Raw genomic sequence first — 13124 nt, forward strand, 5'->3', positions numbered from 1 at the left:
AAAAACGGGCACTGACGAGGGCTGTCAGCGCCCAAAATGGCGAGCGCCACGTTAAAACCGGTATTGAAACAAGAATAAAAAAGCTGGTCAAAGCCATGCTTTGACCAGCCTTTCATTTACTTTCTTCGTTTCATCATCGACATAAATACATAGGGAAGGATCCCAAACCACTTAAACAGGAATGATGGTTTTTCCTCTTTCCTTTCCAGCCTGTTTTTGGCTCGCTCAGCCTTAGGCTGGTCGGCATATTTGACCACTGTCTGGGTTAGGTACTTAACATAATCATTCGTTTTCATGAGTACACCTGCCTTCTTCCATTTACAAGTATGTCCATGAAATGCGACGCCAAAACCCGGCTTTAGCTAGTTTTTCTCAATCCATCTCACCATTTTTTGCTGGGTCTTGTCATAATGGGCAATTCCTGTCCACTGCTCAGTGGTATGGAGCCTCAATGTTAAAGTAATTTCGTCCATTGCAGGAGAAAGTGCCCTTATTTGGTAGTCAACCACCCCTTTTGAGTAGGAAAATCTGCCTGAGGCCGATAGCTTTCCTGCCCGCATTTGCAACTCGGCCTCTTTAACGGAGGACAGCAAGTAATACTCGGCAGCCAATATTTTTTCACTTTCATTATAAAGCCGCCTCTCCGACAATCCCTGCTCAAGGGCGAGAAGGAAAAAAACGTTAAAAAGCACCAGCATGCAGAGGGATAAAGGATAAGTAAATCCAGCCTGGTTCCTCATGATTGGGCAATCGAAATGAAGGACCTGCTGGTTACTTCATACTGGTTTCCATTAAGGTCGGTCACCTGAATGATTACCCCCTGAGGCAAAGGCAAAAATCTGGCCGATGCTACATTTTGAAGGACAATTTCGTGGCCGGTCCCACTTACTCTCCTTCTAATATTGGTCCCAAATTTTTCAAACTGGACGGTTTCACTATTCTTGGCAAGCAGCAGCCTGTCTCCCTGGACAGTAATGCTTGAAGAAAGCCGTACCTCTTTTTTAATCTGGCTTGCGAAAACCTCCCACTCAAGCCTTTGCAAACCGATTTCCGAATGCTGATTAGTCAGAACGGTTTTCAGGCCGAGCGGCAAGAAGAGAGCAATCATGCAGAATACTGTGAATGCAGCCAGCATTTCGGCCATGGTGAACCCTTTATCATTCTGCCAGCGCACATTTAGCCTTTTTATTCCTGAAATAGTCTTCATATTCGACACATACCTCCGATGGCACTCCTTGGCCGAAATCTCTCATGACAATAGTAAACMCCGTCCCGCCTCTTGTGAAACTGCCCTGGGCCTGTTGGCCGGGTGACAACTTCAGCTGCTGAAGATGGTCGTAAAGCAAGTATGCCGCAATGGTTTCCTGACGCTGCGAAGCTGTCTGCCCGATACAGAACATGGCCAGGGGAAGAAGGATCGTAGCTGCCATCAGCCAGGAAGACAGGGATAACATCGCATCCGCCAGAAAGAACCCTTCATTCCTTGACAACATAAAACCGCCCGCTCCCTATTAAGACCGTAAATCGATAAAATTGTTTATTTATTTCCACATAAAGAGAGCCGAATTTTTTGATATTACCGCTAGCGGTATATTGAAAAAAGAGCGGCAAACTTCCTTCCATAATCCGGATTCCTTTCGAATACTCGCGCTCCACAAGAATTGGCCCGTTTAATCTTGTCCGGATATAGTAAGTATTCAATTTCGGCAAGATATGGATGGATACCTCTTCCTGATGGGAAATTGCGTATTGCTGCGCAAACAGCAGATCGGACTTGAACTGGGAAAAAAATACGTTTTTTTCAAGCAAGTGGTAGGTTGGCTTGACGAGGACCATCGACACGGAGGACATGGCCATGAAAACGGAAAGGACAATAAGGGTTTCCGTCAAAGTGAAACCATTCCTTCTGGACTCCATCATTGAGATGACGCAGGCTTGGCACCTACAATGACTGCTCCTCCCGCAGAAATGGAAATTTCGCGGCCATCAGGGCACTTCGTCTCCTCCGTCTTTAAATAACCAGCAGCTACAAGCTCTGACAAACTAGCAGGGAGTTTTTCTTTTTCGATATTATAAGCCTGAACCTGGCCCTCGACCATTTTAATAAAAGCCTCGCAGCCCTTTGTATTGATTGTGGCATTATGCTTGGTCACATTTGGAACAGTGATGATCAATAAAATTGAAATAACCAGCAGGACAATCATCATCTCAATCAAAGTAAAACCTTTTTCATTTTTCATGTTATCCATCCTTTTTTGGTTTTTTTAGAATCCCTGTATCAATTGGAACATCGGCAGTAAGATTGCCAAATAAAGCGAGACAATCAGAATGCCGATAATGCTGTATAGAGCTGGCTGGACTGCCTTCATCCACCTATCTGTTTTCCCCTCCAGCTGGGCAAGGCAATGCCTGCTGTAAAAATACAGTTCCTGCGCAAGTTTTCCGTTCTCCTGTCCATGTTTTACAACGCTGCAAAGCTCTTCTTCAAAAAATGTGTGCGAGGATACAACCTGGTCAAACGGGAAGCCTGCCGCCAGTTCCTGCTTCATATGGCTTCCCAGTTCCCTGGAAAAAGGCTCGTGCACATTTTGTTCAAAAACACTTAACGCTTCGGAAACAGACAGTCCTCCGGATAGGAGATAGCTAAGCTGTGCGGAAAAAAAGTGGGAGTTTAACAATCTGAAGAAACGGCCTGCAAGAGGAATTTGAACCAGCCTTGCCCTGCGTTCCAGCTCGGGATGTTTGCGAAAGAGGAAAAAATAGTAGCAGGCAATAGCAAGGGAGATGAAAAGCAACATATAAAGCAGCAGCGGCATATACGTACCGAACGCTGTTAAAACTTTAGAAAACATGTTCTGGCTGACATTCATGTTTTGGTACAGTGCGGTAAAATTGGGCAGCAGCACCTGGTCGACAAAATAGAACAGGATACTGGTCAATAACAGCAAGAACAAAGGATAGGAAACAAGGCTTTTCATTCGCCTGAGGTCCTGGCTCCGCTTCAGCACCATATCGCTTCCTTCCGCGATTGCCTGCGCAAGCCCTCCGTGCTGCTCTGCAAAATAAACATAACTGACAAGGTCCTTGTTAAACTGCAGCCCTGCGAGGATGCGGAAAAATGGGTATCCTTCTTTCAGCTGCGCATGGCAGCTTTTAAGTTCCGACTTCCTCCCCTGATCAAGGTAAAAACTCAGCGAGCCGATGGCGTCAGCAAGCGGATAACCTCTCGACAATAGTTCACCAATCCTTTTCAGAAATACAGCCTGCTCCTCCACAGCCCATTTACGTTTTTTGCTCATCGATGACCCACCTTTTCAACTCGCCTTCCCTGATGAAGCCCAGGGCGATGCCCTTTACAATGGCATCCCTCAAGGTTTTATACTGGCTTTTTCCCGCTTCTCCTCTTGCATGCTTTAACACCTGTGCCAATGCTCTGCCTGTAAGGATCTCAAACACACTTCCCCGCTTATTCCTTCCTGCGGTATAGCAAAAAGGCGGGCATTGTCCTTCGCAGAACGGGCAGGACAGTTCGACAAGCCGCTGGGCGGTCGCGGCAATCAGCGTCTGTTCAATTTCAAGCCAGCTTACACCAAATTCGAGCAGCCGGTAAATGGCTCCCTCCGCATCGCGGGTATGCATCGTCGTGAGTACCAAATGTCCCGTAAGCGCAGCCCGGACGGCAATTTGCGCGGTCTCATGGTCCCGGATTTCCCCGACCATGATGATGTCCGGGTCGTGCCGAAGGATCGCCTTCAGACCTGCGGCATAGGAGATGCCTGCTTTTTCATTCACTTGTATCTGCAGGACATTCTCACTCTGCTTTTCAATGGGGTCTTCCAGTGTGATGACATTGCGATTGATGATTTGCGAGGCTTCATGCAGAAGGGAATACAAGGTGGTCGTTTTGCCGCTGCCTGTCGGTCCGGTAAGAATGACGAGGCCATGGGCATGCTTCATGAGAGAGATGAGTTTTTGGGTGGTGGCAGGAAACAGGCTTAATTGGTAAAAAGGAATTTGTTTTTGCTGTGGAAGGAGACGGATGACCATGCTTTCGGTTTTTCCGGCAGGAAGGGTGGAGATGCGCAGGCCTACATCCATCCCGTCATGGCGGTAGGAGGAGGCACCGCTTTGCGGACGCCGTTTATCGCCAATGTCCATTGCTGAAATGAACTTGAAATGCGATATAAGCCGCTCACAAATAGGGTTCTTAAGGACTTGCCTTTCAAGGAGCTGATTTCCGAGCCTTAGCTTGATGAGCATGTTCCCGCCGTGCGGCACAACATGGATGTCGGAGGCACCTTTTTGAAGCGCATCTTTCAGGATGCCATCTGCTATGCTCTGTATAGTTCTTTCAATATCAAACACCACCTTTTTCGTTTATGGCTTATACATTCTTCAAATTCACCATCCTTTCCTTCCTGCCTACGGTTAATCTGTGAATAAACTGTGACAGTTAAAAAGTCAAGCTCCCCATCAGGCATCGTTCATCATTTCGCCATTTAGTTGTGAACATTTTCTAAACATATAGTGTTTACAGTGTAAACCTCATTCCAAAGAATTTACATCTGTATTATACTGAAGAAAATTAAGCAGTACGAGGTGAAGCATGGTGGAACAAACATTAAAGATTACAAGTGTTTTGTCTGACCCAACACGCTATTATATTTATCAGTACATTACGAAACGCCACAAAGATGTGACCGTACAGGAGATTGCCGATAATTTCGATATTCATCCCAACGTTGCCCGCCTACATCTATCAAAGCTGGAAGATGTGAACATGCTGGTATCCGAAACAAGAAAAACCGGAAAAGGAGGGCGCCCAAGCAGGCTCTACCGTTTATCAGATGATCTCATCCAGCTGAATTTCCCATTCAGGGATTACCAGCTCCTTTCAAGAATAGCGCTGGTTACCATGATGTCGCTTGGGGAAGAAGGTAAAAAAGCCCTTTATTTGACAGGGAAGCGTTTAGGCGCCGAGCTTATCGACCAGGAAATTGCGGGAAACCATCAGCAATCCGAGGAGTGGGGCTTTGAACAAAAACTTAGCGTCGTAAGGAATGCAGCTACCATCGCGGGTTTTTATCCCGAGTTTGAAACAAACGACGAAGGCACCAAAATCTATTTCCAGATTTTCAATTGCCCTTTCAAGGAAGTTGCCATGGAGCACACGGAAGCTGTCTGCACGATGCATGTTGAATTTTTAAAGGGAATGTTCGAAAGCCTGTTCCCGAATGTCGAACTGATTGAAAAGGCTAACATTATTTCCGGGTGCGATTCCTGTTCCTATCAAGCCGTGATTGCGCAATAAATTCAGCGGGGGTCTTACCGACAGTCAAGGCAGGATAAGCAAAGCTTATTTACATTCCCCTCCTCTTTATCTTATAATTGGTATGTGATGGATTTGTATGGTAAAAGGAGGGGTGGCTTTGGATCGGATGTACAGAGTTTTAGGCTTTTGGACAGGGATTTTCGCAATTATGTTTTTCATCGGCGAAATGTATACTTCTTCCCTGATATTCTTTGGGCAAACAGGGTTTTTCTTGCTTTTGAGCTACTTAAAGTTGTCCGAACGCATGTATATTTATATCTTCGGCGCATACTTAACTGTTTTCTTCGCAGGATTTACTTACTGGACAACATTTATGATGGGTACAGGCGGAGTAGGACACTGATTTCCCCGTTAAGACTCGCATAAAAAAGCGGCAGATTTCCTGCCGCTTTTTTCATTCCTATTTTAAAGCCTCGCTCTCAACTCCCTCCCCTTTTCCTTGTATGAGGACATGAAAGGAACTGCTGATACCTCCAGGCAGGATGAGGCTTTTAATCGCTCTGTTCCGTTTTCCTTTCTCAGAGAAAGGGTCAGTACCACAGGTTTCGGCAAGTTCGTCGAGGATGCCTATTCCGATCAGAAATTCATCCTGTCTTGCTTTTGAAATAAACCGCAGGCCATATTCCTCCCCCTGCTCGATGAGAGGGTCAAAATGAACATGGCTGGTAATGTCCATGCTTCCGGGACGTTCCAAGATTTTTGTTTTCATTTGATGGCGATAATATCCTCTCAGACTGCCTTCGCTTCTAGCAGGCTGACGCCATTCCTCTTTTGTATAGCCGTAATCAACGGTCACCACTAGTCCCTTCGACACAGTTGAAGCCAATTTGCGGACGATATTCTCCATATCAAGCGGTATTTCCAGCCGCTGGCCTTCTTCTAGCTCAATCCCATGTTTCCTAAGATACTCGCCAATTGCCTCATTTTTCAGAGGGATGCTTGTTTCAAAAAATCCCCCTTCCCCAACAGCAACCATCATTTCATACAGCTTTCCCTGCTTTTTTTGAATGACGTGGACTGGCAGTGCATCAAACAGCTCATTTGAAAACACCAGTCCTTCAAAGCCGCCAAGTTCCCCTATGTCGCTGTAAAACCTTACACCCTCAAAACCTTCAAGAGCTGCAGCCTGAAGCTGACGATGATAAGGGCTTGTTTCCACCAAATGATAGCTTAACGGGGTGGAAGTGCAGGAATGCCACCCCTCTAAAAAAGCCTGAGCAAATCGGCCATTCCCTCCTCCAATCTCACAAACTGCAGCAGGCAGGCCAAGGTTGCCATATTTTGATTCATACCATTTGGCAACCAGCCGGCCATAGATGGGAGAAATATTGCTGGTGGTAAAGAAATCGCCTTCCCGGCCAATTTTATCCCTGCTGTTCATGTAATATCCTTCCTCGGGATGATAGAGGGCGGCTGCGATAAAATCTGCATAGGAAATCATGTTATATGGGCTTTTGGCAATGAGATCTTCAATGTGTTTTTCCATACTTGGCTCCTTGTCTTTTCACTGTTGACACAGTGATATTGTTCATATATTGTAGAAACAGAAACCTAAGTTTTGAATCCCTCCCAATGATTTAAACAGAACATCCTTAAGAAAAACCCTTCCAGAGAGAAGGGTTTTTCTTTGGACTTTTTTCCCCAATCAGGGAGTTGTTCAGAAGCCATTTAAATAGGGATTGCCGTCCATTTCATCTCCAATGGTAGTAACAGGCCCATGACCAGGCAGGACAGCCGTTTCCTCTGGTAATCCCAGGAGTTTCCCATGGATGCTTTCCAGCAGCTGCCGATGGTCTCCGCCCGGCAAATCTGTCCTTCCTATGCTGCCTTTGAACAGAGCATCCCCAGCAACGGCCACACCATGGTCCTCGAAATAAAAGGAAACACTGCCCGGAGAGTGGCCGGGAGTTTCAAAAACGGCAAATGTGAAACTGCCTATTGTGATATCTCCTTCTGAAGAAAAGAAGTGGTCCGCAGGCTTTCCTTTGATATGCTGATCTCCCATGAAGTACTGCGATCCGTTCAAGGCAGGGTCAATCAGCCAGTCCGCCTCTTTTTCATGTACATAAACCGGGATGGAATAATGTTCCCTGACTTGGTCAACTGCCCCGATATGGTCAAAATGGGCATGCGTCAAAACGACCGCTTCGGGCTGCAGGTTTTTGTTTTTGATATAATCAATCAGCTTATTGTATTCTTCTCCGGGATCAACAATCAGACATTTTCCGTTCTCCTGTGCCAGGATATAGCAGTTTGTCTGCAAAGGACCCAGCGGAATTTGAAACCATTCCATGTCGCACCTCCTGCAATAGTTGAATCATCTCTTATATTATTTTACACTAACTGAAGCAAGGGATTAAATGTTTTGAAAGGATGAATGGTTTGAATTCTGCCTATGCCGTAGAAGTGGCTCCTCTTATCGCCGAGATTCCCGAATTCGATGACGTGCTTTGTTCGCATTACAGCTTTGCTGGCGTCCATGGACTGATGTACTTGTTCCATGACAAAACGGAAGCTGAGCAAGCCGCAGACCTTTGCAGGGAAGCAGGGCTGCTTGAGGAAATACACCCATTGATCTGCCTCGAAAATGCTGCCGAAGGAGAACTTTTTGCTGATTATGGTTTTAAAGCCGGAGAACGGGTATACTTATTCAAGGACTTGGTATCCGCTTTCACCTTGGAATGCAGCGCTCCTGATGAGGCCCGGATGGCAAAGCTGCAAATTGAAGAACATTTGGCCGCAGCAGGAGGCACGGATTCATCGCTGTTTTTCACAGACCGCCAGATGTGCACCCTGATGACCGGGATTGCCCGAGCATATGGATGCAAGGCATTGTTTTTAGACCTCGACAAACGATTGAAAAAACTATAAAATAGTATTCGAATATATGGAAATACATAAAGGCAGCTACCCTGCCCGTTGACTTCATTAATTGAACAGCCAGTATCTGTAAAAAGGGGGATTGAAAATGGGACTTGTGATTATCTTTGCATTGGTTACACTGTTCGCAGCATTCGGCACTTTTTCTGCTTTAAAAAACAAAAATCTTCTGGGCATCGTATTTGGCGGTGGAACTCTGCTCGTCTTCGGATGGTTTACCATTATGACGGTTATCCACCACGGCTACCCAGTAGCGCATTAAACGAAAAGCGCAAGCGCCTCGTTCAGCCCCGACAAGCATAAGACGCTCCAGAATAGAAGGCGCTCTTTGCCTTCAATTCTGGAGTGGCTTATGACTCAAGCTGCTCAAAGCTACGCTTCTCGCAAGATATTCAAAGATGAAAATTCAAAGATGAAAACTGGCTAGGCGCTGGAGCTGGACAGTTATGTAATTGCAAAATTTGCGAAAAAGACCGCCCACTGGGCGGCCTTTTTTATAGAAGGCTCTGGACTTTAGCTACTTTATCCTCCATTTTCCGAGAAACGTCCCGGCGGTCATCGATCCTGATATTGGTCGCTACACGCTGGATTCCTTTTGAGAACGGCGCTTCGTGGATCGCCTGGATGACTTGGAACAGCACCGGCAGTTCTCCTTCGATGATTGTATTCATTGGTGTCAGCTGGAAACGAATTTTTCCCTGCTCCTCAAAATCTGCCAGGAGCTTCTGGATTTCCGCGACATAGGCACTTACACTCGGTGTCTCGGTGCCTATCGGAATTACTGTTACATCTGCAATGGCCATTAATAATCTCTCCTTACTGTCATTCATTATCAATCAGGTCTATGATTTGCTTATCTTCCAGGTTAATCAGCTTTTCCAGCTGAAAACCATACAAGCAATACTTCCCGTCCGGGGCACAGTTTATCGGTTCATTTTCCATTCCTTCCATCAGGGTCTTCTCAGTTCCCTCCTCCAGAGAGTAACTGGAAAGGGTAAATCCTGCCCCGTACAAATCCGCTTCCCCGCTGTACAATGGCCGAAAGTAGACAAAACTTTTAGCTGTGTCAAAATCATAAAAAGGGACGAGCCAGCCCGAAAAAGCGGAAAGCTGCATTACCTCAAAGCTGTTCCTTTCTCCTGACCTGCTGTCGATAAAGTGATAAGCCGCCATGCCACTGTCGGTTTCAGACGTTTGAACAGCAAGGACAAGATTCCCTGAACCTTCGAGGTGATGGACGCCTCCGAGAATGGTATGCTCCGTCTGCGTACCCAGGATCCGTTTCTTAAGCGGGGCATGGAGGGCGGGCCCAGTGTTATCCCAATCCAGATAATATATCTCTTCCTCCGCCGGCCAAATGGCGAAAGGTGGATCCAGGTCTACCTCGGAAATATTTTCATTCCCTATATCCAGGATGTACACCTGATAGCTCCAATCTTCCTTAAAGGCCGAAACAAGCACTTTCTCCTCGGCCTCCCCATTCCATTCAAAAGCCAATTCAAACGAAGGAAGCCTTGTCTTAAATAACTCTTCCCCATCGGGATTTATGAAGGCCAGTTCCGCTTCATGGCTGGAAGGCGCGGAATGGATCAGCACCTGTTTTTTTCCGGGACTGATTTCCGCTGTTACTGCAATGTGGGGACTTTCGTACAATAATGTGCTTTTGCCGTCAAATATATCATAACGGTACAGGTTGGAGCCTTCGCTGACGTTCGTTATGTAAAGTATGGTGCGATCATCAAGCCATCCTATTGCTTTAAAGAAATCTCCTTCGACATCGACGGGCAGAACAGGAGCTTTCCCGGATAAGCCCGGAGCAGGCTCGTCTTTATTATTGGGAACATGGCTGGCTTTCCCATGCAGCCTGGCCGAATCATCTTTGACACAGCCCGCAAGGCTGATCCCGGCAAGGAATACAAATGCGAAAAAAAGCAAAAACTTTCCGGTCGTTACTGCATTGTCCAACCTTCTTCCCACTTCCTCCCCCACCTTTTCACTAGTATATAACAGTACGTAAAAAAGCGAAAAATGTTTCAGTTTTTCAACATAAAAATTTTAATACAGCCCATTTTAACACAATAAAAAGAGTGCCCTAATCGGCACTCCTTGCGTTATTTCAGATTACTGCTTAATAAGATTATTTCGAACCAGCCAGGCAGCACCAATTACCCCGGCGTCATTGCCCAATGTGGCAAGTGTTAATTGTGTTGATTTTGCCACTCTTGGGAAAGAGCAGGCCAGGAACTTCTCTTTTACAGGGGTAATCAGGATATCCCCAGCTCTTGAAACACCGCCGCCAAGGACAATTTTCTCAGGATTCAGGGTGTTCGCAATGTTGGCAAGTGCCAGACCGAGATGGCTGGCAACATGGTCGATGACATGAAGAGCCATTTTATCTCCATCTCTCGCTGAGTCAAAAACATCTTTTGCGGAAACCGTTCCCTCCCGCTTGTAAATCTCCTTCAGGCTGCCGGCAGAATCATTGGCAGAAAGTTCGGCAAGGGCCAGCCTTACAATTCCGGTAGCCGAGGCGATGGTCTCAAGGCAGCCGCTTTTCCCGCAATTACAAGGAGCTCCGCCTTCGGGAATGGAGGTGATATGTCCAATTTCGCCTGCAGCGCCGCTGATTCCCTGGACAATCTGGCCATTGGCAATCACCCCGCCGCCAACACCCGTTCCCAGTGTAACGCATACAAGGTCCTTCGCCCCGTTTCCGGCTCCCTTCCACATTTCTCCCAGGGCAGCACAGTTCGCATCATTATCCACCACCGCCGGCATGGAAGTTTCCACTTCCAGCATATCTTTTAATGGATAGTCATCCTTCCAACCCAGATTGACCGCTTCGTATACCACTCCGTTGACCAGGTTGACTGGACCTGGCGCTCCCATTCCAATCCCTAAAATTTCACTTTTGGAACGGCCGACTTCTTCCAGTTTCCGGTCAATTGCCTTTGCGATATTGATTGTAATATTTTTCCCCTTATCGGAAGTATCCGTAGGTATTTCCCATTTATGCAAAATCTCTCCATAATAGCTAATGAACGCTATTTTTGTCGTAGTGCCTCCCAAATCCACACCAATCAGCCATTTTTCTGCCATCTTCTCGTCACCTAACCCTGTTTCTGTCTTTTTTCTTTTTCCAGCATAATCTCATGCCTAAGGAGCATAATGGCGGTTTGAAAATCACCAGGCTGGATTAATTGTGCACGATACATATCTTTTAACTCTGCTTCCATTAATTCCAAATCAGCAAGCCGGTCCCCAACGTAGATGACCGTGCCAAAGGATTTTAAATATTGCTGGATATCGTAAATGGTTTTCAATTCAGTCCCTCTCATTTTGTGAAGAAGTTTACATGAGATAAGTATAATGTATACCCAGCCTCTTCTCAAGTGTCCCAGGATGTTTCGGGGTGGGATTCCCATAAAAAAACGCCGATGCCAAGGCATCAGCGGTCAGGGTCTTTAGGATGGAGAACGGTGGGCCGGCGTTTTTTCAGCGGGATTGGCGTCCTCATTAATACATCGCGGAAAGCCGTGAAATTGAACGGAATGAATGGCCATAAATAGGGAATACCAAACGATTTCATTCTTGCAAGATACAGGATGAGGAGCAGTGTCCCCACAACAAAACCCAGGGTTTGAAATAAGGCAGTGGAAATCAATAAAAAGATTCTTGCCAGCCTCGTTGCCAGGCTCATTTCATAGCTTGGGGTTGCAAATGTCCCGATGGCAGCAACGGAAAAATAAAGAATAACTTCGTTTGTCAATAGACCCACTTCTACAGCGACCTGGCCAATCATTAATGCAGCAATCAATCCCAATGCGGTTGCCAGTGATGTTGGCGTATGAATGGCTGCCATCCTCAGCGCATCAATCCCAAATTCGATGATAATGAATTGTACAATCAGCGGAATTTGTCCCGGATCGTTAATCCCGATATAGGAGTACTTCTCCGGCAGCAATTCAGGATTTGCGGCAAGCAGGAACCATAAAGGCAGAAGGAATAGCGACGCCCACACCGCAGCATAGCGCACCAGGCGCAGGTAGCCTCCCACAAGGGGCTTATTCCTGTATTCTTCAGCATGCTGCAAATGATGCCAGAAAGTAGTAGGTGTAATCAGCACACTCGGAGACCCATCGACAAAAATGCAGACATGTCCCTGGAACAAATGGACGGCAGCCGTATCGGGCCTTTCTGTATATCTGACAGTTGGAAAAGGGTTAAAATGTCTGCCTCCAATGAATTCTTCGATGGTCTTTTCCGCCATAGGGAGCCCATCAGTATCAATTTTTGACAGCGAATCTTTTAACTTTTTAACCATGTCCGGATCGGCAATATCCTCAATGTAACTGACAACAATATCTGTTTTGGATCTTCGCCCAATCTGCATGTATTCCATTCTTAGTGTGCGGTCCCTAATCCTTCTTCTCGTCAAGGCCGTATTGAAAACAATAGTCTCCACGAAGCCGTCCCTTGACCCCCTTACCACTCTTTCCGTGTCCGGTTCTTCTGGTCCCCTTGCAGGATAGGTCCGTGCATCAATGACGATGGCTTTGTCAATCCCGTCCACAAGCAGAACCGTAGGCCCGGAGAGGACCTTGTCTGTTATTTCATCGAGGTCATCGGAAGTTTCCACCTCAATATAGGGAATATACGTGTGTACCAGCTTTCTTAACATATCAGGCTGAAGCTCTTCCGGCTGAAGCTTTGCAAGAAACTTCATCAAAAGATGTAGAATATCGTCCTTGGCAAATCCATCGACCATATACAGCGCCATATCGGTGTCTGCGTACTTAACATCAACCTGCATGACATCAAAATTCTTATCCACGCCCAGTGACTCGCGTAAATACGCGGTATTCTCCTTAAGATTTTCCTGAACGGGATGCTTTTTGTTCTGTTCCATATT

At 46.4% G+C, this 13124-nt stretch carries 19 protein-coding genes; 4 read left to right on the forward strand and 15 right to left on the reverse strand.

The annotated features are described in order from the left end of the window. Nucleotides 1-116 precede the first annotated feature (116 nt). The 8 genes from ADU22_RS22025 to comGA all read right to left on the reverse strand — a co-directional run bounded on the left by ADU22_RS22025 (nt 117) and on the right by comGA (nt 4365). Entirely contained in the window at nt 117-296 is a 180-nt protein-coding gene (locus ADU22_RS22025) for a YqzE family protein (RefSeq protein ID WP_053364086.1), read from the reverse strand. Nucleotides 297-362: 66 nt separating this feature from the next. Next, the gene (comGG, locus tag ADU22_RS22030) at nt 363-740 is read right to left on the reverse strand and encodes a competence type IV pilus minor pilin ComGG (protein WP_053364087.1); all 378 of its coding nucleotides are present in this window, start codon (nt 738-740) and stop codon (nt 363-365) included. Beyond that, entirely contained in the window at nt 737-1207 is a 471-nt protein-coding gene (gene comGF, locus ADU22_RS22035; RefSeq protein ID WP_231687928.1) for a competence type IV pilus minor pilin ComGF, read from the reverse strand. The genes comGG and comGF overlap by 4 nt, the downstream gene beginning before the upstream one ends. Then, nucleotides 1158-1493: a hypothetical protein gene (locus ADU22_RS22040; protein ID WP_053364089.1), complete on the reverse strand. Its 336-nt coding sequence runs from the start codon at nt 1491-1493 to the stop codon at nt 1158-1160. The genes comGF and ADU22_RS22040 overlap by 50 nt, the downstream gene beginning before the upstream one ends. Further along, nucleotides 1477-1890: a competence type IV pilus minor pilin ComGD gene (gene comGD / locus ADU22_RS22045; RefSeq protein WP_231687929.1), complete on the reverse strand. Its 414-nt coding sequence runs from the start codon at nt 1888-1890 to the stop codon at nt 1477-1479. Before comGD ends, ADU22_RS22040 begins: the two co-directional genes overlap by 17 nt. A gap of 26 nt (nt 1891-1916) precedes the next feature. Further along, entirely contained in the window at nt 1917-2240 is a 324-nt protein-coding gene (gene comGC / locus ADU22_RS22050; protein WP_053364090.1) for a competence type IV pilus major pilin ComGC, read from the reverse strand. A 24-nt stretch (nt 2241-2264) separates the two neighbouring features. Next, a complete protein-coding gene (gene comGB, locus ADU22_RS22055) occupies nt 2265-3299 on the reverse strand; it encodes a competence type IV pilus assembly protein ComGB (protein ID WP_053364091.1) in 1035 nt (344 codons plus the stop codon). Next, nucleotides 3283-4365, reverse strand: a complete 1083-nt coding sequence (gene comGA, locus ADU22_RS22060) for a competence type IV pilus ATPase ComGA (protein ID WP_286132363.1) — start codon at nt 4363-4365, stop codon at nt 3283-3285. The genes comGB and comGA overlap by 17 nt, the downstream gene beginning before the upstream one ends. A gap of 244 nt (nt 4366-4609) precedes the next feature. Between comGA and ADU22_RS22065 the strand changes: the two genes are divergently transcribed. Further along, on the forward strand, nt 4610-5311 hold the full coding sequence (locus tag ADU22_RS22065; RefSeq protein ID WP_053364711.1) for a helix-turn-helix transcriptional regulator: 702 nt from the start codon (nt 4610-4612) through the stop codon (nt 5309-5311). Between the two features lie 118 nt (nt 5312-5429). Then, entirely contained in the window at nt 5430-5675 is a 246-nt protein-coding gene (locus tag ADU22_RS22070) for a DUF2626 domain-containing protein (RefSeq protein WP_053364092.1), read from the forward strand. A 57-nt stretch (nt 5676-5732) separates the two neighbouring features. Here the strand turns inward: ADU22_RS22070 and ADU22_RS22075 are convergent, their stop codons facing one another. Continuing rightward, entirely contained in the window at nt 5733-6818 is a 1086-nt protein-coding gene (locus tag ADU22_RS22075; protein ID WP_053364093.1) for a class I SAM-dependent methyltransferase, read from the reverse strand. 171 nt (nt 6819-6989) lie between these two features. Then, a complete protein-coding gene (locus ADU22_RS22080; RefSeq protein ID WP_053364094.1) occupies nt 6990-7625 on the reverse strand; it encodes an MBL fold metallo-hydrolase in 636 nt (211 codons plus the stop codon). 89 nt (nt 7626-7714) lie between these two features. Here ADU22_RS22080 and ADU22_RS22085 point away from each other — a divergent pair, with 89 nt between their 5' ends. Together ADU22_RS22085 and ADU22_RS24025 are read left to right on the forward strand one after the other, a co-directional pair. Further along, on the forward strand, nt 7715-8203 hold the full coding sequence (locus ADU22_RS22085) for a hypothetical protein (protein ID WP_053364095.1): 489 nt from the start codon (nt 7715-7717) through the stop codon (nt 8201-8203). A gap of 97 nt (nt 8204-8300) precedes the next feature. Then, nucleotides 8301-8474 carry a DUF2759 domain-containing protein gene (locus ADU22_RS24025; RefSeq protein ID WP_069188021.1) on the forward strand — a complete coding sequence of 58 codons (174 nt, stop codon included), beginning with the start codon at nt 8301-8303 and terminating at the stop codon, nt 8472-8474. A gap of 232 nt (nt 8475-8706) precedes the next feature. Here ADU22_RS24025 and ADU22_RS22090 read toward each other — a convergent pair whose 3' ends face one another. From ADU22_RS22090 to ADU22_RS22110, 5 genes are all read right to left on the reverse strand, one after another. Then, on the reverse strand, nt 8707-9015 hold the full coding sequence (locus ADU22_RS22090) for an MTH1187 family thiamine-binding protein (RefSeq protein ID WP_046526346.1): 309 nt from the start codon (nt 9013-9015) through the stop codon (nt 8707-8709). Between the two features lie 19 nt (nt 9016-9034). After that, nucleotides 9035-10189: a YqgU-like beta propeller domain-containing protein gene (locus ADU22_RS22095; protein WP_053364096.1), complete on the reverse strand. Its 1155-nt coding sequence runs from the start codon at nt 10187-10189 to the stop codon at nt 9035-9037. 144 nt (nt 10190-10333) lie between these two features. Then, nucleotides 10334-11311: an ROK family glucokinase gene (locus ADU22_RS22100; protein WP_053364097.1), complete on the reverse strand. Its 978-nt coding sequence runs from the start codon at nt 11309-11311 to the stop codon at nt 10334-10336. Between the two features lie 11 nt (nt 11312-11322). After that, nucleotides 11323-11535 (reverse strand): YqgQ family protein, encoded by a 213-nt coding sequence (locus tag ADU22_RS22105; protein ID WP_053364098.1) that lies wholly within the window; start codon nt 11533-11535, stop codon nt 11323-11325. Nucleotides 11536-11660: 125 nt separating this feature from the next. Then, on the reverse strand, nt 11661-13121 hold the full coding sequence (locus ADU22_RS22110; protein ID WP_053364099.1) for a spore germination protein: 1461 nt from the start codon (nt 13119-13121) through the stop codon (nt 11661-11663). Between the last annotated feature and the right edge of the window lie 3 nt (nt 13122-13124).

This window comes from Bacillus sp. FJAT-27251 (assembly GCF_001273925.1).
GTDB lineage: Bacteria > Bacillota > Bacilli > Bacillales > Cytobacillaceae > Mesobacillus_B.